This is a genomic window from Pseudomonas sp. LH21 (assembly GCF_036549575.1).
Lineage (GTDB): Bacteria > Pseudomonadota > Gammaproteobacteria > Pseudomonadales > Pseudomonadaceae > Aquipseudomonas > Aquipseudomonas peradeniyensis.
Genome location: NZ_CP144367.1, coordinates 1344571 through 1368759, shown reverse-complemented (window position 1 = coordinate 1368759; position 24189 = coordinate 1344571). Strand labels below are relative to the sequence as shown.

The window sequence follows — 24189 nt, the reverse complement described above, 5'->3', positions numbered from 1 at the left end:
ATTCCAGCCGGGCGAACTGCATTCAATACCGAGGTTAGTCATGTCCACCACGCCCGCCACCCCCAAGGTAGGTTTCGTAAGCCTGGGTTGCCCAAAAGCCCTGGTCGATTCCGAGCGCATCCTCACCCAACTGCGCATGGAAGGCTATGAAGTCGTGCCTACCTACGATGGCGCCGACGTAGTGGTGGTCAACACCTGCGGCTTCATCGACAGCGCCAAGGCCGAGTCGTTGGAAGTGATCGGCGAGGCGATCAAGGAGAACGGCAAGGTCATCGTCACCGGCTGCATGGGTGTCGAGGAAGGCAATATCCGCGATGTGCACCCGAGTGTGCTGTCGGTCAGCGGCCCCCAGCAGTACGAGCAGGTGGTCAACGCCGTGCACGAGGTGGTACCGCCGCGCCAGGATCACAACCCGCTGATCGACCTGGTGCCGCCACAAGGCATCAAGCTGACCCCGCGCCACTATGCCTACCTGAAGATTTCCGAAGGCTGCAACCACAGCTGCAGCTTCTGCATCATCCCGTCGATGCGCGGCAAGCTGGTCAGCCGTCCGGTCGGTGAAGTGCTGAGCGAGGCCGAGCGCCTGGTCAAGGCCGGCGTCAAGGAGATCCTGGTGATCTCCCAGGACACCAGCGCCTACGGCGTCGACGTCAAGTACAAGACCGACTTCTGGAACGGTCGCCCGGTCAAGACCCGCATGCTCGAGCTGTGCGAGGCCCTGAGCAGCCTGGGTGCCTGGGTGCGCCTGCACTATGTCTACCCGTACCCGAACGTCGACGACGTGATCCCGCTGATGGCCGCCGGCAAGATCCTGCCGTACCTGGACATCCCGTTCCAGCACGCCAGCCCCAAGGTGCTCAAGTCGATGAAGCGCCCGGCCTTCGAAGACCGCACCCTGGCGCGCATCAAGAGCTGGCGCGAGCAGTGCCCTGAGCTGGTGATCCGTTCGACCTTCATCGTCGGCTTCCCCGGCGAGACCGAAGAGGACTTCCAGTACCTGCTCGACTGGCTGACCGAAGCCCAGCTCGACCGCGTCGGCTGCTTCCAGTACTCGCCGGTCGAAGGCGCCCCGGCCAATGACCTGGGCCTGGATGAAGTGCCGGACGACGTCAAGCAGGAACGCTGGGACCGCTTCATGGCCCACCAGCAGGCGATCAGCGCCGCGCGCCTGCAACAGCGTATCGGCAAGGAGATCGAAGTGCTGATCGACGAGGTCGAGGAACAAGGCTCGGTCGGCCGCAGCTTCTTCGACGCGCCGGAAATCGACGGCAACGTGTTCATCGACGGCGACCACGGCTTCAAGCCAGGCGACAAGGTCCGTTGCCGTATCGTCGATGCCGACGAGTACGACATGTGGGCCGAGCCCGTCTGAGCGATGTTCGCCTGAAGATACCCCGCCCACTGGCGGGGTATTTTTTTGCATCTATGTTTTCCTCAATGGCCCCGAGGATCACAGGATGTCGCCCACCGTCACGCTGCAAACGCCCCACCTGAGCGACTACCCCGAACTGGTCCGGGTGTGGGAGGCGTCGGTGCGCGCTACCCACGACTTCCTGCCCGACGGCTACATCGTGCTGCTGCGCGAGCATGTGCTGCGCAAGTACCTCGATACGGTGATGCTGGTCTGCTGCAAGGACGCCAGGCGGCGCATCCTCGGTTTCGCCGGCGTGGCCAACGGCCGTGTCGACATGCTTTTCGTCGCGCCGGAGCACCGTGGCCAGGGTATCGGCCAGCGCCTGCTGCGGCACGCGGTAAGCGAGCTCAACGCCGAACGCCTGGATGTCAACGAGCAGAACCCCCAGGCCCTGGGCTTCTATCTGCACGAGGGTTTCGAGGTGTACGGGCGCTCTGAAACCGACGGCCTGGGGCAGCCCTATCCCCTGCTGCACATGAGGCTAGTTCGTACAACGTCCTAGGACATAAGCCAAGGAAACCGACACTCCGCTCCGAAATGGCGGAAATGACATCGATTTGCAGCCGCTGCCCCGCGCAGGCAGGTACAATGAAAGCTTTCCCTGCCGCGTGATGCCCGTGTCCATGTCCGAACCCATTCGTCTCTCCAAACGCCTCATCGAACAGCTTGGCTGCTCCCGCCGAGAGGCCGAACTGTACATCGAGGGAGGCTGGGTCACGGTCGACGGCGAGGTGGTCGAGCAGCCGCAGTTCAAGGTCGCCGGGCAACGCGTCGAACTGCTCCCGGGTGCCCGCGCCGAAACGCTGGAGCCGGTGACCCTGCTACTCAACCAGCAGGCCGGGCAGGACACCGCCAGCGCCCAGGCGGGCATGAACATGGCCAGCCTCAGCGAAGCGCACCGCGAAGGCGTGCGCCCACTGCACGGGCATTTCGCCCGCCAGGCCTGTATCGCCCCGCTGCTGCCAGGTGCCAGTGGCCTGCAACTGTTCACCCAGGACTGGCGGGTGACCCGCAAGCTCGAGGCCGACCTGCGCCGCATGGAGCAGGAATATATCGTCCAGGTCAGCGGCGAGGCCAAGCCCGGCGCCATCGAGCGCCTGGCCCGCGGTGTCGAGCGCAAGGGCGTCGAACTGCCGAAAGCAAAGGCCAGCTGGCAGAACGAACAGAACCTGCGCATGGTCCTGAAGAACCCGCAGCCCGGGTTGATCGAACAACTGTGCGAGACCGCTGGCCTCAAGGTCCTGGCGATGCGCCGCATTCGCCTGGGTGGCGTGTCGATGGGCAAGCTGCCGCTGGGCCAGTGGCGCTATGTGGCCGCTACAGAACGCTTCTAGCATTACCGCCGCGCAATGACTGACGCGGCAACAGAACAGGATTCGCTGCAATGAACCACAACGATGTACTGCGCAGCCTGCGCTACATGCTCAAGGCCAACGACCAGAAGCTGGCCGAGATCATCAAGCTCTCGGGCCTGGAAGTTTCCGCCGAGGCCATCGCCGGCTACGTCAAGAAGGAAGAGGAACCCGGCTTCGTGCGCTGCCCGGAGAAGGTCATGGCGCACTTCCTCGACGGCCTGGTGATCCACCGTCGCGGTCGCGACGACAGCCGCCCAGCGCAGCCGATCGAAGTGCCGGTGACCAACAACACCGTGCTCAAGAAGCTGCGGGTGGCCTTCGAACTGAAGGAAGACGACCTGCACGCGGTGCTCAATTCGGTCAACTTCCCGGTGTCCAAGCCCGAACTGAGCGCGCTCTTCCGCAAGGTCGGCCACGACAACTACCGCCCCTGCGGCGACCAGTTGCTGCGCAACTTCCTCAAGGGCCTGACCCTGCGCGTGCGCGGCTGAGCCGTGATGCAGCATACCGTCTCGCCGGTCGGCATCGTCCGCTCCTGCTTCAAGGAGAAGTTCGCCATCCCGCGCCAGCCCCAGCTGGCGCCGGCCGCCCGTGGCGTGCTGGAGCTGCTGCCGCCCTTTGACCAGGGCGATGCCGTTGAAGGGCTGGAGCAGGTCAGCCATGTGTGGCTGCTGTTCCTGTTCCATCAGGCACTGGAAGACAAGCCACGCCTGAAGGTGCGGCCACCGCGCCTGGGCGGCAACAAGAGCATGGGGGTGTTCGCCACCCGGGCCACCCACCGGCCCAATGGCATCGGCCAGTCGGTGGTGCGCCTGGAAGGCGTCGAACCGGGGCGTCTGCTGCTGTCGGGGATCGACTTGCTGGACGGCACCCCGGTGCTGGATATCAAGCCTTACGTGCCCTATGCCGACAGCATTGTCGGCGCGAGCAACCTGATGGCCAATGATGCACCAGAGCCGATTGCCGTCGACTGGAGCGAAAGCGCCCTGCACCAGGCCCGCGATCATGCACTGCGCCTGGATCAGCCACTGGTGGAGCTGATCGAACAGTGTCTTGCGCAGGACCCGCGGCCTGCCTACCAGATACCGCCTGCGGAGCGGGTCTACGGGGTTAAATTTTGGGATGTGCAGGTCAGGTGGCACTACCCGCACCCGGATCGGATCCGGGTGCTGGAAGTGGTGCGGGAAAGCTGAAGCTCTTTCGTTTTCAAGCCCGGCCCTTTCGCGGGTAAACCCGCTCCCACAGGTTGCGCAAACTCTGTGGGAGCGGGTTTACCCGCGAAGAGGCCGGCACTGGCAACCGCGATCTTGCAGGCATAAAAAAACGCAGACCCAGGTCTGCGTTTTTCATTAGCGCGGCTCGCCTTACTTCTCGACGAACGCACGCTCGATCAGGTAATCACCCGGCTCACGCATGCGCGCGGAGATCTTCAGGCCGAAGCTGTCCAGCACTTCGCTGGTTTCGTCGAGCATGCTCGGGCTGCCGCAGATCATAGCGCGGTCGTCCTGCGGGTTGATCGGTGGCAGGCCGATGTCGCTGAACAGCTTGCCGCTGCGCATCAGGTCGGTCAGGCGACCCTGGTTCTCGAACGGCTCACGGGTCACGGTCGGGTAGTAGATCAGCTTGTCGCGCACCGCGTCACCGAAGAACTCGTTCTGCGGCAGGTGCTCGGTGATGAACTCACGGTAGGCCACTTCGTTGACGTAGCGCACGCCGTGGACCAGGATCACCTTCTCGAAGCGCTCGTAGGTCTCCGGGTCCTGGATGACGCTCATGAACGGCGCCAAGCCAGTGCCGGTGCTCAGCAGGTACAGGTGCTTGCCCGGGTTCAGGTCGTCGAGCACCAGGGTACCGGTAGGCTTCTTGCTGATGATGATCTCGTCGCCTTCCTTCAGGTGCTGCAGCTGCGAGGTCAGCGGGCCGTCCGGCACCTTGATGCTGAAGAACTCCAGGTGCTCCTCCCAGTTCGGCGAGGCGATGGAGTAGGCGCGCATGAGCGGACGGCCGCTGTCCTGCTGCAGGCCGATCATCACGAACTGACCGTTCTCGAAGCGCAGGCCCGGGTCGCGGGTGCACTTGAAGCTGAACAGGGTGTCGTTCCAGTGGTGCACACTGAGGACACGTTCGTGGTTCATGTTGCTCATCGATGGGGCTCCTGAAGGAAAACGCGGCGCGCGCAAGACGCGCAGTTGCGCGATAGTTTAGGGGCAGCGACAATATCTGTTAACTGAATTATCAAGATATGTGTTATCGGTTATATAGATATGCGATTCACACTCCGTCAGCTCCAGGTTTTCGTCGCCGTCGCCCAGCACCAGAGCGTGTCCCGGGCCGCCGGCGTGCTGGCCTTGTCGCAATCGGCCGCCAGCACCTCGATCACCGAACTGGAGCGCCAATCGAGCTGCCAGTTGTTCGACCGCGCCGGCAAGCGCCTGAGCCTCAATGCCCTGGGCCATCAACTGCTGCCCCAGGCCGTGGCCCTGCTCGACCAGGCCAAGGAGATCGAGGACCTGCTCAACGGCAAGTCGGGGTTCGGCTCGCTGGCCGTCGGCGCCACGCTGACCATCGGTAACTACCTGGCCACCCTGCTGATCGGCAGCTTCATGCAGGTGCACCCGGAGAGCCAGGTCAAGCTGCACGTGCAGAACACCGCGCATATCGTGCAACAGGTCGCCCACTATGAAATTGACCTGGGTCTAATCGAAGGTGACTGCAACCACCCCGATCTCGAGGTTCAGCCCTGGGTGGAGGATGAACTGGTGGTGTTCTGCGCGCCCCAGCATCCCCTGGCGAAGGCCGGCCATGCCAGTATCGAGCAGTTGTCCCATGAAGCCTGGATCCTTCGCGAGCAGGGCTCGGGCACGCGCCTGACCTTCGACCAGGCCATGCGCCATCACCGCGCCAACCTCAACATCCGCCTGGAACTGGAACATACCGAGGCGATCAAGCGCGCCGTGGAGTCGGGCCTTGGCATCGGCTGCATCTCGCGCCTGGCCCTGCGCGACGCCTTCCGCCGCGGCAGCCTGGTGCCGGTGGAAACCCCGACCCTGGACCTGGCGCGGCAGTTCTACTTCATCTGGCACAAGCAGAAGTACCAGACCTCGGCCATGCGCGAGTTCCTCGAGCTGTGCCGCAGCTTCACCGCCGGCGTTCGGCGCAGTGACGAGATCGTGCTGCCACCGATCGCCTGAAGGCTCAACCGAGCAGGATCACGCCCCAGACCACCGCGACCATGCTCATGGCCACCAATTGCGCGGCGCTGCCCATGTCCTTGGCGTTCTTCGACAGCGGGTGGCGATCGAGGGAGATGCGGTCGATGGCCGCCTCTACCGCCGAATTGAGCAATTCGACGATCAGCCCCAGCAGGCACACGGCAATGAGGATTGCCCGCTCACCGCGGCTGACAGGCAGCCAGAAGGCCAGCGGCACCAGCACCACGTTGAGCAGCACCAGCTGCCGGAAGGCGGCCTCGCCCTTGAAGGCGGTGCGCAGGCCGTCCAGCGAATAGCTGGCGGCGTTGACGATACGTTTGAGGCCGGTCTGGCCTTTGAATGGCGACATGTGTGTCCGTCACTTCACCGGAGAAAGGCCCGAAGGCTAGTCCAGCCTGAGTCAAAAAAGCGTGAATGCACGGGTACTTAGCTGGCCGAAACCGATTCAAGTTGTTGCAGCAGCAACGCCGCCTGGGTCCGCGTGCGCACCCCCAGCTTGCGGAAGATCGCCGTCACGTGGGCCTTGATGGTCGCCTCGGAAACGTTCAGCTCATAGGCGATCTGCTTGTTCAGCAGCCCTTCGCAGACCATGGTCAGCACGCGGAACTGCTGCGGGGTGAGGCTGGCCAGGCCTTCGCTGGCGGCCTTGGCCTCGGCCGACACATCAACCTTGTCGAATGCCTGCGGCGGCCACCAGACATCGCCATCGAGCACGTTGCGCACAGCTTCCTGGATCTTGCTGAGCTCGCTGGACTTGGGAATGAAGCCGCTGGCGCCGAATTCGCGGGACTTGACCACGACGGCTGCCTCTTCCTGGGCCGAGACCATCACCACCGGGATCTGCGGGTACTGGCCGCGCAGCAGGACCAGGCCGGAGAAGCCATAGGCGCCGGGCATGTTCAGGTCCAGCAGGACCAGGTCCCAGTCGGCTTTCTCGGTGAGGCTGGTTTCCAGTTCGGCGATGCTCGCCACCTCGACCAGGCGCACGTCCGGGCCCAAGCCGAGGGTAACGGCCTGGCGCAGTGCGCTGCGAAACAGCGGGTGGTCATCGGCAATCAGGATTTCGTATGTGGCCATCGATCTATGGATCCTGTTCTGTGCCAGGCGCAGGGGATACGGGAGACGCCTGGCGGGCAACTCATGGCGCGAACGGCAGGGCCGCCGGCCGGGATGGCACGGCGAAGTCCGGGGTAACAGCAGCTTCGTCGTGCCCGAAGCGGCGCCAAGGATGCCGAGCACGCCCCGGGTGGTCAAGCCAATTGCCCGGTCGAACCCGCCTACCCTGGCTGCCAGCCCCGACAGTATGAACCAATCCGTGGCACCTGCCCCTTGGACTATAGGAAGGTATGCAAACGCTGGTGGACCTCGTCCTGCTCGTCCAGCGGCAGGCGCCGCTTGCCACTCAGGTAGTGCAGGCTGAAGACGTCCAGGTAGGCGTCCAGGGCCTGCGAAGCCTGGCCGTCGCCGGCCAGTTCCAGGCACATGGCGGCCACTTCGGCGGTGCAGAAGTGGTCATCACGCTTGGAACGGCGCAGGCGATAGCGTGACATCTGCTCGGGTTGCAGGCTCAGCACCGGGAAACGGTCGAGGTAAGGACTCTTGCGGAACATCTTGCGCGCCTCGGTCCAGGTGGCGTCGAGCAGGATGAACAACGGGCGCTTGCCCGGCTCGCGCACGACCTCACTGACCACCCGCTCTTCCTTGACGAACTCGCCCGGAAATACGATGTAGGGCTGCCAACGGGGATCGTCCAGCAGCGCCAGCAGCCCCTCGTCCACCGACGTGCGCAACCAGCCGAAGGCCGAGGTGTCCTCGATCACGTCGGCGATCAGCCAGCCGGTGTTGGTCGGCTTCAATGGCTCGGTGTCATGCATCAGCAGGCACATGCCGGCCTCGGCCGGCACCCGGGGTTTCCAGGCGCACAGGCAGTGCGTGGCAATCACCCGGCAATCCGGGCAGCGCTCGGCGCGCGAGCCTCGGGCGACAAAGGGTTTGATGCTGCGCGCCAGGCGCTCGGCGCGCAGGCGCGCTACCGCGTGGCTCATGGCAGCAGGCCTTGGCAGGGAAGTGGGAGGGGCACGGCGACGACTCGATGAAAACAAGGCGCCCAGTCTACCAGAGCTCATGTCATTTGCCGTGCAGCCAGCGGCGCCGCTCCTTTATAATCGCAGGTTCTGGCGGCCTGGAATCCCTGCGCTTTCATGGAACGCCGCCCGTAGGCGCTGGTCAAAGCGCCAGTCATCGAACCAGGAGAGATCCATGCTGCGTCTTATCGTCCCGACCCTGAGCCTGCTGCTCGCCCTGCCCCTGGCCGCCCAAGCTGCGTCCAAGCAGGAGTACGAGCTGAACCAGATGCTGCAGAAGGTCGCCAAGGAAAGCAGCGTCGGCACCCCGCGGGCCATCAACGAGGACATCCTCGACCAGGGCTACACCGTCGAAGGCAAGGCACTGGTCAACCACCTGAGCGTACGCCAGGAGCACGCCCAGCGCATGCAGGCCAATCCCGCGCAGGTTCGCAGCCAGCTGGGTGACAGCGTGTGCCGCAACAACGGCTACCGCCAGCTGATGTCCAAGGGCGCCGTGATGGTCTATCGCTTCACTGTCTACAAGACCAACCAGCCGGTCATGGACCAAGCCTTCGACGCCGCCAGCTGTGCGGCCGGCAACAAGAAGAAGTGATTCAGGCCAACTGATCGCTGTTTCTGGCGCGCCGCTGCTCATCATCGGCGCGCAATTCGGCCAGCAGGGCCTGCAGATAACGCGAATGCGCCTCGGCTCCCTGCAGCCGGCGCAGGCACTCCCCCTCAAGGCTCAGGTGATGAGCCTTGGCCTCGTACTCGAGCAACTGCAACAGTTGCCCATCCACCTCGATCACCAGCCGGTGCATACCGCCACCTCGCTGTATCGCCCTACTGCCCCCCAGTTAACCAAAGTCCCGCCAGCACTGGTTTTCGCCTGACCGGCGGTAGTGCGCGCCTGTGGCGGCACGAAGCCGCGCCAGCGTCTAGATTGATAACGAGTACCCATAACAACGACAACGCGATGGAATTGCCACTGCAACATGGCCTTGAAGGCCTACTGCAACGCTCGGGGGGCACACTCGAGCCACAGCAGCCAGCGACACACGCAGTGTCGCGGCCGGGACACGCCATCGACCCGGTCAGAGGTTTTGCTGCAGAAGGAGACGTTGAATGCCTTACCAATCGAACGAGCTGCTGTTCAACCATTTCAGGGACAACGGCATCGACCTGAGCAAGATCGACGAGCAACTGCAACTGGTCGCGCCGAACAGTCCCAACCTGCCGCTGTACCGCGACATGCTGCTGACCGTGCTGCGCATGGCCCACGACGACCGCAACCGCTGGAACGCCAAGATCACCCTGCAGGCCCTGCGCGAGCTCGACCACTCCTTCCGCACCCTCGAGCGCTACAAGGGGAGACGCAAGGTCACCGTGTTTGGCTCGGCACGCACACCAATGGAACACCCCATGTACGCGCTTGCCCGGGAGTTGGGCGCAACGCTGGCGCGTTCGGACTTGATGGTCATCACCGGCGCCGGTGGCGGCATCATGGCCGCCGCCCATGAAGGAGCCGGCACCGACCACAGCCTGGGCTTCAACATCACCTTGCCGTTCGAACAGCACGCCAATGCCACGGTCAATGGCACCGACAAGCTGCTGCCGTTCCATTTCTTCTTCATCCGCAAGCTGTTCTTCGTCAAAGAAGCCGACGCGCTGGTGCTCTGCCCCGGCGGTTTCGGCACCCTCGACGAGGCGCTGGAGGTACTGACGCTGATCCAGACCGGCAAGAGCCCGTTGGTGCCGGTGGTGCTGCTCGACTCGCCCGGCGGCAGTTTCTGGCAGGACGCCCTGACCTTCATCAGCCGCCAGCTCGAAGAGAACCGCTACATCCTGCCCAGCGACCTCAAGCTGGTACGCCTGGTGCACAGCGCCGACGAGGCGGTCGAGGAGATCAACCAGTTCTACAGCAACTACCACTCCAGCCGCTGGCTGAAGAGCCAGTTCGTGATCCGCATGCACCACCCCTTGAGCGAGGCGGCCCTGCATGATGTGGAGGAAGGCTTCGCCGACCTGCGCCTGAGCGGCAGGTACCACCAGCAGCCAGACAGCGGCGCCGAGCACGAGGAAGGCAATTTCAGTCACCTGACGCGCCTGACCTTCGCCTTCAACGGCCGCGACCAGGGCCGCTTGCGCGAACTGGTGGACTTCATCAACCTGCCGGAGAACTGGGCCAAACCCCAGCCGATGCACACCACCCAGCGCGCCCGGGAAGCCTTGCGGGTCAGCTGAACGCAAAATGCCCTGTACGGCTGACACGCATGGGCGTCAGCCGTACAGGGCATCAATAATCGTCGAGGTCGCGACCGCTGAGCAGCCGGCCGATCATGTCCATGGGGAAACCACGGTAGGCGAGAAAGCGCGTCTGTTGCGCCCGGCTGCGTGGGTCTTGCGGGCGTTGCCCGGCGAACTTGCGCTGCCAGACATCGCGCAATTGCGTCGCCCAGTCCACTTCGCTGTCGCGCAGGGCCTGGTCGATATCGCCACGGTTCAAGCCGCGCTGGCCGAGCTCCTCGCGAATTCGCGCGGGGCCGTAGCCGGCACTGGACCGGTAGCGGATGAAGCTTTCCAGATAGCGGGCTTCACTAAGCAGCCCTTCTTCGGCCAGCCGATCGAGCGCAGGCTCGATCAGCTCGTCCGGTGCGCCACGCTGACGCAGCTTGCGCGTCAGCTCGACGCGACCATGCTCGCGGCGTGCGAGCAGGTCCATGGCTGTCCGCCGAACGGCGACGGGGGTGTCGAGTACGACGGACATTGGGCCAATCAATAACCGGCGTCGGCGTCAGCCAGGTCGTCGGCATCGGCTTCGGCTGCACCGGCCTTGGCGGCAGCTGCTGCAGCGGCGGCGGCACCAGCGGTCAGCAGCTTGTCGCGAATCTGCTTCTCGATCTCGCTGCCAATGGCCGGGTTCTCTTGCAGGTACTTGGCGGCGTTGGCCTTGCCCTGACCGATCTTGTTGCCCTGGTAGCTGTACCAGGCACCGGATTTTTCCACCAGGCCTTGGGACACACCCAGGTCGATGATCTCGCCGTTACGGTAGATGCCCTTGCCGTAGAGGATCTGGAACTCGGCCTGACGGAACGGTGGCGAAACCTTGTTCTTGACGATCTTGACGCGGGTTTCGCTACCAACCACTTCGTCGCCTTCCTTGACCGCGCCGGTACGGCGGATGTCCAGGCGCACCGAGGCGTAGAACTTCAGGGCGTTACCACCGGTGGTGGTTTCCGGGCTGCCGAACATCACGCCGATCTTCATGCGGATCTGGTTGATGAAGATGACCAGGCAGTTGGCGTTCTTGATGTTACCGGTGATCTTGCGCAGGGCCTGGGACATCAGGCGGGCCTGCAGGCCGACGTGCATGTCGCCCATCTCGCCTTCGATCTCGGCCTTCGGTACCAGGGCGGCCACGGAGTCGACGATGATCACGTCGACGGCGTTGGAGCGCACCAGCATGTCGGTGATTTCCAGGGCCTGCTCGCCGGTGTCCGGCTGCGAGACCAGCAGGTCGTCGACGTTGACGCCCAGCTTGCCGGCGTATTCAGGGTCGAGGGCGTGCTCGGCGTCGACGAAGGCGCAGGTGGCGCCGTTCTTCTGGGCTTCGGCGATGACCGACAGGGTCAGCGTGGTTTTACCCGAGGATTCCGGGCCGTAGATCTCGACGATACGGCCTTTCGGCAGGCCGCCGATGCCCAGGGCGATGTCCAGGCCCAGGGAACCGGTGGAAATGGCAGGGATGGCCTGGCGCTCGTGGTCGCCCATGCGCATGACCGCGCCCTTGCCGAATTGGCGTTCGATTTGACCCAGGGCCGCAGCCAAGGCGCGCTTCTTGTTGTCGTCCATTGAAATCCTCACGTGTTCGACGTGGCCCTGACGGCCGGAATAACTGTATAAGTAGCCAGTATTATTCCACAGCGATTCGTTTCCGCAAACCCCCGTCGGGCGATTTACTCCGCGCCAAGCTGTAACAAGCCGTCTAACGCGGCGATCACCGTCTGTCGGCGCACCGCTTCGCGGTCGCCGTCGAAGTGCCGGCGCTCGCTGCTCACGTGGGTTCCGTCGGCCCAGGCCAGCCACACCGTGCCCACCGGCTTGGCCGGCGAACCGCCGTCTGGCCCGGCCACGCCACTGACCGCCACCGCGAAGCGTGCTCCGCTGGCGGCCTGGGCGCCCCGCACCATGGCCTCGACCACTTCCTGGCTGACCGCCCCCACCTGGGCGAACAACGCCTCGGGAACGCCCAACTGGCGGGTTTTCTGGGCATTGGAATAGGTGACGTAGCCTGCCTCGAACCAGGCCGAGCTGCCGGGGATGCGGGTGATCGCCTCGGCGATGCCACCGCCGGTGCAGGACTCGGCGGTGGTCACCTGGGCGTTGAAGCGCCGCAGGTGTTCACCCAGGCGGGTGGAGAGTACGGTGATCGGGTCCATGGCTAGCTCCTGGCAAGACTGCGCCCTACCCTACCACTCCCGCCCCTGCTGGCAAGCGCTCAGGGCGACAGCGCGCGGATATAGGCCTGGCACGCCCGCAAGGCGATCAGTCCACGGTCGCCGTCGTCGGTGATGGCGACAATTCGTCGAGCATGCGCCGGGTCAAGTCGGGCGCGTACGGGACCATGATCCACGCCGCCGGCGCCGGCGGCGGCAGGCACTGGGGCACAGGCGGTGTCGCGCTCGACCAGGACCGACAGGCGCAGATCGGCAGTAGCAAGGCGGTCACGCAGGCGAGCCTGAGTCTGTTGGGCATCGGTCAGCTCCTGGAAATGCTTCGTTTCACTGTCGTGCAGGCGTTGTTCGAGGCCCTGGCGCTGCTCGCGTTCGGCGAGCAGCAGGCCGTGCAGCGCCTCGGCCTGCTCCAGGCGCTGCTGCACCAGCGCCTGTTCCTGCTCGGCCAGCTGACGCCCGAGGCGCCACCCCTGCAGCTGCCAGGCCAGCGCCGCGGACAACGCCATCAGCCCAAGGCACAGCGCCAGTTGCAGGCGGTTCAGCACAGCACCTCCCGCGCCCGCGCCCAAAGTTCGAGGCGCTCCGACAAGCCGTTCAGGCCGCCATTGATATGCCGGGTGATGCGGTTGAACTCGCCCTGGTCGGCCAAGGCGTTGAGTCCGCGCGAGTGCCAGAACCAGGCCGCCGATTCGCAGGCCCAGCGCGGCTGTTCGAGCATCTGCGGTTGCGCCAGCAGGCGTTCGTCGCCGAACAGCGCACGGCTGCAGGCCTGGTAGTTGTTGCGTCCGGTCACCTGGATCAGGCCACGGCCGCAATAGCGCTGGCCGTCACCGTCGGCTTCGGGGGTGTTGCCCAGGCGCAGGGCCAGGCTGCCGGTGTCATAACGAGCCAGGTAGCGGTCGTTGCCCAGCTCCTTGACGTAACGCAGTTGGCCGGACTCATGGCCGACCTGGGCCAGGAACGCGGCAATACGCTTGGGGTGGTCGATCTCCCAGTTGGCCATGGCCGTGTTCAGCGCCGGCAGGAAGGCGGCGACGCGTTGGCCGGCGAGCGGGTAGATCTGCTTGAGTTGCTGTTCAGTGAGCGGCATCGGTGCATTCTCCATTGCGGTCTGATCGAAAGGCGGCCGGTGCCGCCTGTGGCTCGCTCATGGGCGATGGCTCGAAGCGCTTGGCTTTCACAGGATTCAAGGTGTGGCGAGCGCCGCACCTGATCTGGAGCTCGGAAACAGGGTGATGCGGCCGGCTGACAGCGACTATAGGGAGCGCCACCGCCGGCAGGCATCGGGAAACCCTCACCGTCCTGTCTCAGGCCTTGAGCGAACCCGCCCGCCGAGGCGCGGAACCCTTGGCCTTGGCCTTGCCCTGGCGGCCGCCGTTGCACTGCACGGTGGTGCGCCAGCCGCTGCTGGTGAACACCTGCTCGACCGACTCGATCAGGTAGTGCCCATCCAGCCCGGTCAGAAAGCCCTGGACATCGATGGCGCGCTCGGCAAACAGGTCGGTGCGCCCGGGCATGTCCAGGCGTACGCTGGCGGTATCACGGTTGAAGCTGGCCAGGCGGGCGCGGGCGGCCTGTTCCGCCGCCGCACGGTTGGGATACAGGTGGCGGTCGGTGTAGACCGGCTGCAAGCCGTCCGGAGCATCGCCATTGACCAGCTCCACCGCCTGCAGGCGCCCGCTGGCGCTGTCCTGGTGGCGAGTTTTGACGGCCTTGTGGGTACTCTTGTCAGCCAGGCGAAACTGCCACTGGCTGACGTCGCTGCGGGCAATGCCGATCACCCCCAGGGGCTTGCCGCTGGCGCTCTGGCCACCCTGGCGCGGCAACACCAGCAACTGGCCGTTGGCGAGCTTGGCGGTGCAGTCGTGCAGGCGTGCCAGGCGGGTGATGAAGTTGAAGTCCGACTCGCTGTACTGGTCGACCCGCGGCACCTGCACGGCCACCGGGCACACCGCCTGCCAGCCATTGCGGGCACCGATCTCGGCGACGATGCGCTGCAGCGTCGCGTTCTCCCAGCTGCCGCTGCGGATGGTCTTGCCGCTGCCGCGCAGGTCGCTGGCCTTGCCGCGGATCACCAGGGTGTCCGGCGGGCCGGATAGCTCGACCTCGTCCACCGTGTAACGGCCAAGGCGGCTCAACGGCTGCCCGGCGTAACCCAGGTGCACCTCGAGCACTGCGCCCCTGGCTGGCAAGGCCAGGGCGCCGTCGCGGGCATCGAGGCGCAGCTCAAACTCGTCGGATTCCAGGCCAGGTTTATCAGTGGTGCGTAACAGCAACAGGCGGTCGTTAAGCAGCGTGGTGATGTCATGGCCGTCCGCGATGATGCGAAATTGAGGTTGCATGGTTGGGGCTCCGCTGTGTTGATGTAGCGAGGACGGCGTGGGAACGGGCTTGCCCCGCGACGGCGCCATCGCGGGGCAAGCCCGCTCCCACGTGCAGTTCAGGAAAGGTGAGTGGTCAATCCCACAACTGCAGGCTGGTGCTGGTCGCCATCGACAGTTCCGGCAACAGGATCCTCACCCCGGCGCGAAACGGCTGCGCCTCGTCCGCCAGGCCCTGGTTGGCATCCAGCACGGCCTCGACCGTGCCGGCCAGATGGCCGTAATAGTGCTGGCAGAGGGTATCGAGCAGGTCACCCTCAGACGTTGTGCAAGTCTTGGCCATAGCTCACGAACTCCAGTGAAAACCCTTGTTTGCGCGGAATGCCGCCAGCCAGCAGGACGCTCTGCTCTTCCTCAATGCTGGTCAGGCACCAGGTGCCGAGCACCTCGCCGTAGCCGGTGGTCAACGACAGCGGCAGCAGCTGGCGGCCGATGCTGCGCAGCGTCTGCAACTGACCGAGGCCGCCCTTGAAGCCGGGGAAGATCGCGCCACGGATGTTGATGCTCTCCTCGCCCAGGCTGACCGCCTGCTGGGCGCTCTCGCGGCTCAGGCGCTCCTGCCCGGCCCAGCGAAAACGTGTCTGCCGGCGCAATTGGTCGAAGGCGGCGGTATCGAGGTTGAAGTAGTACGGCGCCGCGCCCGCCTTGAGCGGTTGCAGCACCAGCAAGTGCGGGAACGGCTTGACCGCTTCGGCGACCGGCGTCGCCTCGGGCGCGAAACCCAGTGTCGACAGCACGCCATTGACGGTCGAGCGCACCTCCCCCACCACACGGCGAATCGCCGCACCGGCCTTGGCGGCATGAGCGGCGAAGCCGTCGATGCGATCGCGCACCTGACGCACCACCGCCACCGCCTGGTCGTACTTGGCCACCACCTTGGCAACCCGGGCCTGGGCATTGGTGATCGCGCGCATGGTGCGCTGCAGCTTGGCCCCGATGATCGGGCCGACCACCGGCAAACCTTCCAGCTCACCCACCGCGCCCTGTATATGGACGATCGCGTCGTTCATCGGATCGAGCATGGCATCGGCACGCCGACGCCCTGCCTCTCCCGCCTTGACCAGGGCGTGCAGCGTGGCTTGCAGCTGCTCCAGATAGGTCATGGATCCTCCTTAAAGTGCGATATGTGGGGCATCGGCCAACTGCGCGGAACGGGCCTGGCGCATGAGTTCCTCGAGCTGACGACGGGCGATGGCCTCCAGCTGTTGCAACACCGAAGGGTCATCGAGACTGTTGCTGAACGTGACCGGCATGTTGGCGGTGAAGGTGAACTGCTGGTTGATCGGCGCGGGGGGGACCGCTGGCGTGGCCGCCGCTACCGGTGGTGCAGGTGCCGGCGGCTGTGGTGCAGGGCTATCCATTGCCCGCGCCGCCTCACCCAGGCCCGGCTTGGCGGCGGGCTCTTCCTTGCCCGAACCCAGCGCCTTGCCCAGCCAGCCTCCGATGCTTTCACCTCCCATGCTGCCCAGCACGCCACCGATCAGGCCACCGATCGCGGTGCCGATCACCGGTACCACCGACCCGATGGCGGCACCTGCCGCAGCACCGGCCAGGCCGCCTCCCAGGCCTCCGACGGCGGTGCCATAACCCTCGAGTTTCTGCTCGGGGGTGGCATCGCTGCTGTAGGTCTCGGCAAGTTGCAGGCCGGTGTCGAGCAAGTTGGCACCAGGAATGCGCCTGAACACTCGCCTTGCCACCGAGGCGCCGGCATTGCCGGCCACCGCCCTACCCACCTGGCCCGTGACCGCAGTACCGGCGAGCCCGATAGCGCTGGCTGCCGATGCGGCGGCTGACGGGCTGTCCGGAACAGCCTCCTGCCCCTCGAAGAAGGCCGCCTCGTCCTCGGCTTCGTCGACCTCTTCTTCCTCCTCCTCTTCCTCCGGCTCCTCGGCATCGTCACCCGCTTTCGGCATGCGAGCGGCAGTCGCGGAAGTCTTGGCCTTGTCGGCAGGAGCGTCGTTGGCGGCGGGCTTGTCGGAGAACAATCCATGGAGCGTCTTGCCAGCCAAGCCGCCAAGACCTTCACCGATCATTTCGCCGATCTCACCGCCGTACTTCTGGATCCGCTTGCTCTTGGTCACGCCTCCGAGCAGCTCCGCCCCAAGGCTCCCCAGCACACTGCCGAAAGCGGCGCCTACCGCCTCGGCCTGGTCCTCGCTCTTGTCCTTGAGCACGGCCAGTCCAAGCTTGGTAGCGCCCTTGGCGGCGGCCTTGCCACCGTTCTCCCTGAGACCGCTGGTGATCTCGCTGCGTCGCTCGGGAGATTGCCCTTGGTAGGTCCGCGCGCCCCAGGCGGCAAACGCGGTACCGCCCAGTGCGCCTGCCGCGATCAATCCGCCCTTCATGATCTCCCGAGCGCCATTGGCGGGGCCTTCGGGGGGGCGTTCTTGCGTTGCTGCAGCGCTCTCGGGTGCGGCGTTTTGGGCCGCGCCTGGCGGCGTGGCGGTCCCCTCGGGTGCATCGACAGACCGTTGAGCTGAAGCGTCAGCTGCAGCCTTGTCCTTGCCTGGGGCATCGTTGGCGGCGGGCGTATCGGAGAACCAGCCGAAGACTTTCTTGCCGAAAAATCCGCCGACACCTTCGCCGATCATCTCGCCGATCTCACCGCCGTACTTCTGGATCTGCTTGTTCTTGGTCAGGCCGCCCAAGAGCTCCGCTCCCAGGTTGCCGAGTACGCCTCCAAGCGCTGCGCCTGCAGCCTCGGCCTTGTCCTCGCCCTTGTCCTTGAGCATGACCAAGCCAAGCTTGGTGAGGCCTTTAGCGGCAGCCTTGCCACCATTCTCCTTCAGTCCCTTGGTGATCTCGCTTTGTCTTTCGGGCGTTCGGCTTTGATAATACGAACGTGCTCCCCAGGCAGTGCCAGCGGCTACAGCGACAGTACCGGCACCGACCGCTCCAGCCTTGAGCACCGCCAAACCCGCATTCGCCGATTCCAGAGGCACACGCCCCTGCTCCGCGCTGCGCGCCTCGGGCGGATCACCCCGGGCCGGCCGTGGCGCGGGGCTCGTCCCCTCCAGCAAGGCCGCCTTGCGCTGCTCCAACGTAGGGGCTGGTGACTCCTTGACGGCGGCCGCGCTCGAGGCCACCACCATCGCACGCAGTTCCAGCGGCTTGCGCCCAAGTGACAGGTAAAGCCTGCGCAAGCGCTCGACCTCGTTCCCCTCACGGCGCAATCGGTCGATCTGCGCCTCATGTGTCCATGCCTGGTCGTTATCCAGCTGCCTTTCGGCCTGGCCCACCTTGTCCAGCTCGAGCCCCAGGCGGATGACCTCGCCGATCAACCGCCCGAGCCGGGTACCGTCCGCTTGCCTGCGCAGGCGCTCGACCTGGCCACGCAAGCTGTCGACGGTCCTGCCCAATGCCTGGTCGCTGGTGACGCCGAGGGTGAACACCTGTGTGTTCGCCATGGCTTGCTCCTTGTCACTCCGCCAGCCACCAGACCATGTCGCAGTACGACATGGTCATGATTTCGCTGGCGGAAAAGTTCAGCTCCTTGGCCAGCCGCCTGGCGGCGGCCTTCTGCCGGGCAGGGTCAAACCTCGTCGTCCTGCACCAGGCGAAAATAGCCAGTCTGCAGGCGGCTGTAGTCCTTCAGAGCCAGGCCCTCGAGGTCCTTGACGCCAACTTCGGCGAGCGAGGCGAACAGGTTCAGTTCGCGCTGCTCGTCATCGCCCACGCCACCGGCCTGGGCATTGCGGATGTCACGCACGGTCGGTGCGCGCAGCGACAGGCTGTCGACCTGCACACCGTTGGCCTCGCTGGGGCGCGACAGGCGCACGGTCACACGCTCGGCGTCGACGGTTAGCCATTGCGGCAGTTTCTTTGCTTGAGCCATCGAGTGTTCTCCTTAAAGACCCAGGGCGGCGCGCTGGGCGGCCAGTTGGTCAACGCCGTCGATCACCCGCTTCATGCCCAGGGCGTCGATTTCGTAGACCTGGCGGCCATCGACTTCGAGCTTGTAGTAGGTGACGGCGACGCTGTGCTTGATCTCGGCCTTGTCACCGGACTTCCAGTCGCCCATGTCGATCTCTTTCAGCGAGCCGCGCAGGGTGACGATGACCGGGTTGATCTTGCCCTTCAGGCCCTTGAAGGCGCCGCGGAAGGTGCCGTTGAAGGCGGTGCCGTCGGCCAGGCCGAAGAACTTCAGCGACTCGCGGCGCACGCCGGTGGTGGTGAAGGCGGCTTCCTGCTTCTCCATGCCCTGGTCCATCTCGACCGGCATGTCCATGCCGCCGGGGCGGTGCTCTTCCATCTTCAGGGTGAGCTTGGGCAGGGTCAGGCTGGGCACGTCGCCCTGGAAGCTGACGCCATCGACGAACAGGTTCAGGTTGGCCAGTGTTTCGGGAATCATTGCCATGTGGATGCGCTCCTTAAGCGGCGGAATCGAGGACTTCGGTCAGCCACTGGTTGGTGACTTCGACGCGGAAATTGGGGTTTTCGGCAGGCGGCACATCGGTGAAGCGGATGTTCCAGTACACCTTGCCCTGCTCCAGCTGGCTGGCGGTGTTCAGCTCCGGATCGGCGAAGACCTCGAAGTTGATGATCGCGCCCTGGTTCTTCAGGTCGCGCATGAACGCCTGCAGGCCCTCGGTGACGTCCTTGACGTAGGTGGCGGTGATGGAGCGGTCGACGGCCCACTTGTGGCCGTAGAGGATCGCGTCCATGACGATGTCCATGGTCCGCACGCGGGTGACGAAAGCCCATTTCGGGTCGCTCGACAGGGTGCGGTTGCCCCACAGGCGGAAGCCGTCATCGCGAATGATGGTAGCGATGTTGGCGTTGTTCAGCAGGTTGGCGCGGCAGGTGTCGTCGCCATCGAGGAACTCCACGGCACGGGTGGTGCCGGTGATGCCGACGAACTCCTTGTTCGACGGCGAGGCCCAGAAGCCGTACTCGCGGTCGGTGAAGGCGAACAGGCCGGCGACCCAGGCCGAACCCGGCGCGTCGACGGTGGCCTCTTCGGCGTTGTCCCAGTAGCGCACGCCCGGATCGACCAGGAAGGCGCGCTTGGCACCGAAGTTCTTGGCGTAGGCGATGGCCGCTTCATCGGTGGTGTTGGGGCCGTCGATGATGGCGATGGCGCGCAGCTTGTCGGCCAGGGCCACCAGGGCGGTGCCTACGGCCTGGGTGGCGCTGTGCTTGGGGGTGACCAGCAGGCGTGGCTGGGCGTTGAAACGGCTCTTGCCGTCGAGCAGCGCCTGCAGGCCGGTGCGCTTGCCGTCGGCCAGCACGTTGCCGATGATCGCTGAGGTCTGCTCGGCGGCGTCTTCGAGCTTGGCCACGCCGCAGGCGACGATGACCGCCTTGGCGCGGCTGTAGATGGCGCGGCAGGCCTTGGTGATCGCCGCATCCTGGCCGAACGCCGCGACCGCTTCGCGCTCGCTGGTGATCAGGATCAGGTCATTGGCCTTGGCGGTGACGCCCGGGCCTTCGGTGAAGGTGTCGACCAGGCCGATGATCGAGGACGATGGCAGTGCGATGCTGCGGGCGCCGGTGTCGACGTTGGTCACGGTGACGCCGTGGAAGAATCCACTCATTATGAAACTCCTAATATAAATAATACCCTGAGGATTGGGGATGCAGATGGGAATAGTGAATGGGGAGAGCGGCCTTTAAGCAGAATACAAGCTGCACTCACGACTAAGGATCAGGTAAGCGTTTTAGATGTGAGATTCATGGAGCGCTTACGTTATTCTGGCCATGAAAAGGGGGACGTATTCACGGTCATGGATGCGGGAATTACGACCAAGCTTAATATTGACTAACGGTCACTTGTATCACCTGCAGCGATCATTGCGATGGCCAGGGTAAAGCTACGGCAGTTTAAAAACCGCCCTTGCGCACATAGCGTACGCAAGGGAACTATCATGACCACTGTTCAAGATTAGCTAACTGCAGGACGTTTATGCAAAACCCTGCATGAAAAGAATCCTCTGCTACTGACTTACTCCAACAAAAAAATCCAGCCCCTCCGGCTTCTGATTACCAAGCAAGGAAAAGATCTTTTCTGCTTGCTCATCTGTCAAAGGGAGCTCGCCATCTGATTCGGCCTCCAGGGACTGCCAGCCCAATAATTTCATTACTTCTTTTTCATGAACACTGGGGATATCAAAATCGTACTTAAGCGAGTTATCAAGATGGTCTTCTTTCAAAAAACCAGTCAAATTAATAAACATTCAATTCCTCTCACTTCTGAGTGACTCTGCCAGGAATGGCAGGCTGCGTTTGATTTCCAGACACAGGGTCAAACCCCCCTAAATGCTTGCCCTGCTTGTTATATAGCTCAACTGTACCATGCATACTGTCCCATTCATAAATCTGCCCTTTACTATCCTGCCAGCGCCTTCTAGTTTTACCACCACCACGAACACTGCTTTTGGACTTAACACGTTTTGCATCAGGAAAAGCGATTAAATCTTTAGGTGCCTGGTGATAGTGATAATTGCTGAACATTACATAGATCGGTTCCATCCCCGAATCTGCGGGGAAGGTAATGATCAGGTCACTGACATCGATTACCTCACCTGGGTAGACTTCAGCCGTGACGGTCTGTGGCTCCAGTTCTACTCCTGTGTACACTGGAACCTGCGGAGGCACAACAGGGGTCATGCTCGTCGATGATTGCTGACCTGGCGGCGAAGCCGGGGTCCAAGTCAGGGTGATCGCAGGTTGATCAGCGATCAAACTTGGCACCACCGCAGTATACAGACCTGTCTGCAGGTCGAGCTTAGCAGCTCGTACTGGCACGCTTTTGGACATTCTTACCCCATCGGCATTGACCACCGAAACATATGAGCGACCATCACCACGCGCCTCGCTGGTTAGCCGCCACGGCATCTCGACGGTTCCTTGGGCTGCCGCAATGGCGTTCAGATCATGAGCACCAGAGAGTCCTAGCGTCTCGGCGTTCACACCCAATCCATAGCGAATCCGGTCCGGTGTGCGGTCATGAGCATCATCAGCTGTCGACGAGGAGTAGGTGGCCAGGGCCAGGAATGTCGCGACGTAGGCGCCCGGACCTGCAACCGCGACCCGGCCAATCTCCGCAATTGCCCGAGCGACTGAATTGCCTAACGACAATACCGCTTCGCCAACGGGGACTGCCCCTTGACCGGGGATACTGATCAGGCTGCTGACACTAGCCGGAAATCGGTAGGTATTGGCGACACGCGTGATTGCACTTTGCACCTTACCAGGCAGTGCCTGCAGCTCTGTTTGCAGCGTGGTTTGAGCCGCTTGTAGGGAGGCCTGCGTTTGATCGACCTTAACGCGGTAGGCGGCTTGCTCCTGATCAATGCGCGGTTTTGCACTGGTGAGGGTACCGTTCGTGAAAACCTGAAGACTCTGCTGGGCAGCAACTACAGTATCGTTCGTGGGGGTAGCCTGTACCTGGGCATTCAACTCGCCTTGACGTGCCAGAATCTGACTTGCAGCCTCAGTGACCACCTGATCGATAGCCTGCTGTCTACCTTGGCCGAACCCTGTAAATTCATTGATCAGCGAATTCACCACCCCGGAAAAGTGGGAAACACCAGCCTCAACCTCTGCCAGTGCATTGGCGACGATCCGGTTCAGCTCGTCTGGACCCAGTTGCTCCCGTGCCAATTGAGCAAGCGCGGTAATGTGTTGTCGTGCCTGGCCCGCCAGCTGCTGCGTTTGCTGGTTCGCCGTACCGGCCTCGGCACTGACTTGAATGGACAACTGCGAAAGACTCAAGGTGGCGGCTGCTGCATGATCTGCCAGTTGCTGTCGAGGAGCAGCAGTGATGGCTGAGAGCTGACCTCCAATCCCCTCACGGATGGCTTGAGCTGCTTGTTGTGCGACCTGAGCCAGTGCAGCCTGGATTTCAGTGTCGATTGCACTTAGGTGCTGTTTGATCAGACTAATTGCCTGATCGTAAATCTTGGCATCATGAAACGCATCATAGGAAGATGCCCACTTCAGCGTGTTCTGTTTATAGCTATACGCGTCCCGCGTCCAAAAACCTGGCTGGGTACGAATGGGGTTATAAAGCGTAGGATCTTGTCCATTATAAGCCAACGCCAAAACAGTTTTCTGATCACGTTTCTGAACAATTTCCGCCATCATTCGCTCTAGCGAGGACTTGATGACTTGGAGTCGCTCAATAATAGAGTTCGCGACAGCGTCAGCCCTGACTTTCGCGACCTCAACAGTTACACTATTGATAATCCCCTGCAGTCTGGGAGCGTAATCCGCCGCCACTCGTGCCCTGTGGCTATTTTCAAACCCGTTAGCCGATTTATAGATCATGTCATCTTCTACAGGATCCGACATTGGTTTACCACCGCCACGGCCGCTATAGGCAGGAGGGTAGGCGTACACATGAATTTCCGGAAGCTCAATCGCCATACTATTTATCCTTAAAAATCCTTCCAAAACCAAAAATCCAACATGGCGTTAAACAGACTGGCGCCTCCGAACACCCTAAATCTCTTACAAACCACCCGCCCCTTCAAAATGGAAATCCTTCCCAACCTTAGTAGAGGTGGTGTTGCTGGTTTGACATAAGCCCTGCATTTAAATCAGCATGAGCGATTCGCCCCCGCAGGCCGATCAGTATCGTGACACTACTCGCAGGCGCCGAATTTAGTCACAAAGCGCCCACATAACAATTAAGCCTATTAACCATTCCAGACTAACGAATGCAAAGTCAGGTGACTATACTCCCAGAATTATCTGGCCAGAAAGGAAGTTTCTAGACTACACGTGGTGTCACCCATCGCGACTCCTAGTAGGAGTCAACACTGCCAATCTGCGCTATCTCTTCCGCCAACAACTGATAACGTTCGAATCGGGCTGCGCCATCGACAATATCCAGTTCATGCTTGCGCATGCGCAGTACCGCCAAAGCCTCCTGGTCCAACCGTTGCTGTTCGGCCTGCTGAATGATGAGGTCAGCCGCCTCGGTGCAGGTCAAACCTGCAGAATCCGCGTAACTCTTGATCCAGATGCCGGCATCGCCTTGATAGCCGGCATCCTTGTATTGCCGGGCAGCATTTTCACGGGAAAGATGCTCTTTTTCAAAGCGGCTCCAATTGGCATAAATCGAGGCTACCTGGTCATCGATGAACGCCTGTAGATCCGCCACGCTCGGCCACTCAGCGTCTCTTTCTAGGATCTCAGGCGGACAGACACTAAAATCAAGAGTTTTATATTCTGACTGCGCCTGAAGAAGCTTCTCATAAAATTCCTGAGATATCTTGATTGCGCCCGAGGGAATACGCTTATGAACGTCATCATTGTAGAACGTGCGTTCACCCTTTACGACGAAGATTGACATTAAACT

At 62.9% G+C, this 24189-nt stretch carries 28 protein-coding genes; 8 read left to right on the top strand and 20 right to left on the bottom strand.

Annotation, left to right across the window (positions count from 1 at the left end):
• The first annotated feature begins 40 nt into the window (after positions 1–40).
• From rimO to tsaA, 5 genes are all read left to right on the top strand, one after another.
• A complete protein-coding gene (rimO, locus tag VUG52_RS06440) occupies positions 41–1372 on the top strand; it encodes a 30S ribosomal protein S12 methylthiotransferase RimO (protein ID WP_050704462.1) in 1332 nt (443 codons plus the stop codon).
• Between the two features lie 85 nt (positions 1373–1457).
• Positions 1458–1916: a GNAT family N-acetyltransferase gene (locus tag VUG52_RS06435; protein ID WP_050704461.1), complete on the top strand. Its 459-nt coding sequence runs from the start codon at positions 1458–1460 to the stop codon at positions 1914–1916.
• Between the two features lie 121 nt (positions 1917–2037).
• Positions 2038–2748 carry an rRNA pseudouridine synthase gene (locus VUG52_RS06430; protein WP_050704460.1) on the top strand — a complete coding sequence of 237 codons (711 nt, stop codon included), beginning with the start codon at positions 2038–2040 and terminating at the stop codon, positions 2746–2748.
• Positions 2749–2798: 50 nt separating this feature from the next.
• Entirely contained in the window at positions 2799–3260 is a 462-nt protein-coding gene (locus VUG52_RS06425) for a DUF1456 family protein (RefSeq protein WP_050704459.1), read from the top strand.
• 6 nt (positions 3261–3266) lie between these two features.
• Complete coding sequence (gene tsaA / locus VUG52_RS06420; RefSeq protein WP_050704458.1) at positions 3267–3962, top strand: tRNA (N6-threonylcarbamoyladenosine(37)-N6)-methyltransferase TrmO; 696 nt, start codon at positions 3267–3269, stop codon at positions 3960–3962.
• 171 nt (positions 3963–4133) lie between these two features.
• Here tsaA and fpr read toward each other — a convergent pair whose 3' ends face one another.
• On the bottom strand, positions 4134–4913 hold the full coding sequence (gene fpr / locus VUG52_RS06415; RefSeq protein ID WP_198744387.1) for a ferredoxin-NADP reductase: 780 nt from the start codon (positions 4911–4913) through the stop codon (positions 4134–4136).
• A 120-nt stretch (positions 4914–5033) separates the two neighbouring features.
• Here fpr and finR point away from each other — a divergent pair, with 120 nt between their 5' ends.
• On the top strand, positions 5034–5960 hold the full coding sequence (finR, locus tag VUG52_RS06410) for a LysR family transcriptional regulator FinR (protein WP_050704456.1): 927 nt from the start codon (positions 5034–5036) through the stop codon (positions 5958–5960).
• 4 nt (positions 5961–5964) lie between these two features.
• On the opposite strand, the gene VUG52_RS06405 is transcribed toward finR, so the two are convergent.
• The 3 genes from VUG52_RS06405 to VUG52_RS06395 all read right to left on the bottom strand — a co-directional run bounded on the left by VUG52_RS06405 (position 5965) and on the right by VUG52_RS06395 (position 8026).
• On the bottom strand, positions 5965–6330 hold the full coding sequence (locus tag VUG52_RS06405) for a diacylglycerol kinase (RefSeq protein WP_028690609.1): 366 nt from the start codon (positions 6328–6330) through the stop codon (positions 5965–5967).
• A 77-nt stretch (positions 6331–6407) separates the two neighbouring features.
• Positions 6408–7058 carry a response regulator transcription factor ErdR gene (erdR, locus tag VUG52_RS06400; RefSeq protein ID WP_028690610.1) on the bottom strand — a complete coding sequence of 217 codons (651 nt, stop codon included), beginning with the start codon at positions 7056–7058 and terminating at the stop codon, positions 6408–6410.
• A 257-nt stretch (positions 7059–7315) separates the two neighbouring features.
• Positions 7316–8026, bottom strand: a complete 711-nt coding sequence (locus VUG52_RS06395) for a tRNA-uridine aminocarboxypropyltransferase (protein WP_262951523.1) — start codon at positions 8024–8026, stop codon at positions 7316–7318.
• A gap of 214 nt (positions 8027–8240) precedes the next feature.
• Between VUG52_RS06395 and VUG52_RS06390 the strand changes: the two genes are divergently transcribed.
• Positions 8241–8660 carry a quorum-sensing-regulated virulence factor family protein gene (locus tag VUG52_RS06390; RefSeq protein WP_028690612.1) on the top strand — a complete coding sequence of 140 codons (420 nt, stop codon included), beginning with the start codon at positions 8241–8243 and terminating at the stop codon, positions 8658–8660.
• Position 8661: 1 nt separating this feature from the next.
• Here the strand turns inward: VUG52_RS06390 and VUG52_RS06385 are convergent, their stop codons facing one another.
• Positions 8662–8868 (bottom strand): hypothetical protein, encoded by a 207-nt coding sequence (locus VUG52_RS06385; RefSeq protein ID WP_050704453.1) that lies wholly within the window; start codon positions 8866–8868, stop codon positions 8662–8664.
• 304 nt (positions 8869–9172) lie between these two features.
• On the opposite strand from VUG52_RS06385, the gene VUG52_RS06380 reads away from it, so the two are divergent.
• Complete coding sequence (locus tag VUG52_RS06380; RefSeq protein ID WP_050704452.1) at positions 9173–10291, top strand: LOG family protein; 1119 nt, start codon at positions 9173–9175, stop codon at positions 10289–10291.
• A gap of 52 nt (positions 10292–10343) precedes the next feature.
• Here VUG52_RS06380 and recX read toward each other — a convergent pair whose 3' ends face one another.
• The 15 genes from recX to VUG52_RS06305 form a co-directional block, all read right to left on the bottom strand.
• Entirely contained in the window at positions 10344–10814 is a 471-nt protein-coding gene (recX, locus tag VUG52_RS06375; protein WP_028690615.1) for a recombination regulator RecX, read from the bottom strand.
• A gap of 8 nt (positions 10815–10822) precedes the next feature.
• Positions 10823–11899 (bottom strand): recombinase RecA, encoded by a 1077-nt coding sequence (gene recA / locus VUG52_RS06370; protein ID WP_028690616.1) that lies wholly within the window; start codon positions 11897–11899, stop codon positions 10823–10825.
• A gap of 104 nt (positions 11900–12003) precedes the next feature.
• The gene (locus VUG52_RS06365; protein ID WP_050704451.1) at positions 12004–12486 is read right to left on the bottom strand and encodes a CinA family protein; all 483 of its coding nucleotides are present in this window, start codon (positions 12484–12486) and stop codon (positions 12004–12006) included.
• Between the two features lie 59 nt (positions 12487–12545).
• Positions 12546–13043 carry a lysis system i-spanin subunit Rz gene (locus VUG52_RS06360; protein ID WP_371263129.1) on the bottom strand — a complete coding sequence of 166 codons (498 nt, stop codon included), beginning with the start codon at positions 13041–13043 and terminating at the stop codon, positions 12546–12548.
• On the bottom strand, positions 13040–13591 hold the full coding sequence (locus VUG52_RS06355) for a glycoside hydrolase family 19 protein (protein ID WP_050704450.1): 552 nt from the start codon (positions 13589–13591) through the stop codon (positions 13040–13042). The genes VUG52_RS06360 and VUG52_RS06355 overlap by 4 nt, the downstream gene beginning before the upstream one ends.
• 217 nt (positions 13592–13808) lie before the next feature.
• Positions 13809–14843, bottom strand: a complete 1035-nt coding sequence (locus tag VUG52_RS06350) for a phage late control D family protein (protein ID WP_331832593.1) — start codon at positions 14841–14843, stop codon at positions 13809–13811.
• A 115-nt stretch (positions 14844–14958) separates the two neighbouring features.
• Complete coding sequence (locus VUG52_RS06345) at positions 14959–15165, bottom strand: tail protein X (RefSeq protein WP_331832592.1); 207 nt, start codon at positions 15163–15165, stop codon at positions 14959–14961.
• Positions 15140–15985 carry a phage tail protein gene (locus VUG52_RS06340; RefSeq protein ID WP_331832591.1) on the bottom strand — a complete coding sequence of 282 codons (846 nt, stop codon included), beginning with the start codon at positions 15983–15985 and terminating at the stop codon, positions 15140–15142. The genes VUG52_RS06345 and VUG52_RS06340 overlap by 26 nt, the downstream gene beginning before the upstream one ends.
• 9 nt (positions 15986–15994) lie before the next feature.
• On the bottom strand, positions 15995–18289 hold the full coding sequence (locus VUG52_RS06335; protein ID WP_331832590.1) for a hypothetical protein: 2295 nt from the start codon (positions 18287–18289) through the stop codon (positions 15995–15997).
• A 125-nt stretch (positions 18290–18414) separates the two neighbouring features.
• Complete coding sequence (locus tag VUG52_RS06330) at positions 18415–18717, bottom strand: phage tail assembly protein (RefSeq protein ID WP_028690637.1); 303 nt, start codon at positions 18715–18717, stop codon at positions 18415–18417.
• A 12-nt stretch (positions 18718–18729) separates the two neighbouring features.
• Positions 18730–19239, bottom strand: coding sequence for a phage major tail tube protein (locus VUG52_RS06325; RefSeq protein WP_325926421.1), 510 nt, complete (start codon positions 19237–19239; stop codon positions 18730–18732).
• A 13-nt stretch (positions 19240–19252) separates the two neighbouring features.
• On the bottom strand, positions 19253–20419 hold the full coding sequence (locus VUG52_RS06320) for a phage tail sheath subtilisin-like domain-containing protein (protein WP_069016700.1): 1167 nt from the start codon (positions 20417–20419) through the stop codon (positions 19253–19255).
• A gap of 399 nt (positions 20420–20818) precedes the next feature.
• On the bottom strand, positions 20819–21058 hold the full coding sequence (locus VUG52_RS06315; RefSeq protein WP_262951507.1) for a pyocin S6 family toxin immunity protein: 240 nt from the start codon (positions 21056–21058) through the stop codon (positions 20819–20821).
• 10 nt (positions 21059–21068) lie between these two features.
• A complete protein-coding gene (locus VUG52_RS06310) occupies positions 21069–23252 on the bottom strand; it encodes an S-type pyocin domain-containing protein (protein WP_331832586.1) in 2184 nt (727 codons plus the stop codon).
• Between the two features lie 379 nt (positions 23253–23631).
• Positions 23632–24183, bottom strand: a complete 552-nt coding sequence (locus VUG52_RS06305) for a hypothetical protein (protein WP_262951504.1) — start codon at positions 24181–24183, stop codon at positions 23632–23634.
• Between the last annotated feature and the right edge of the window lie 6 nt (positions 24184–24189).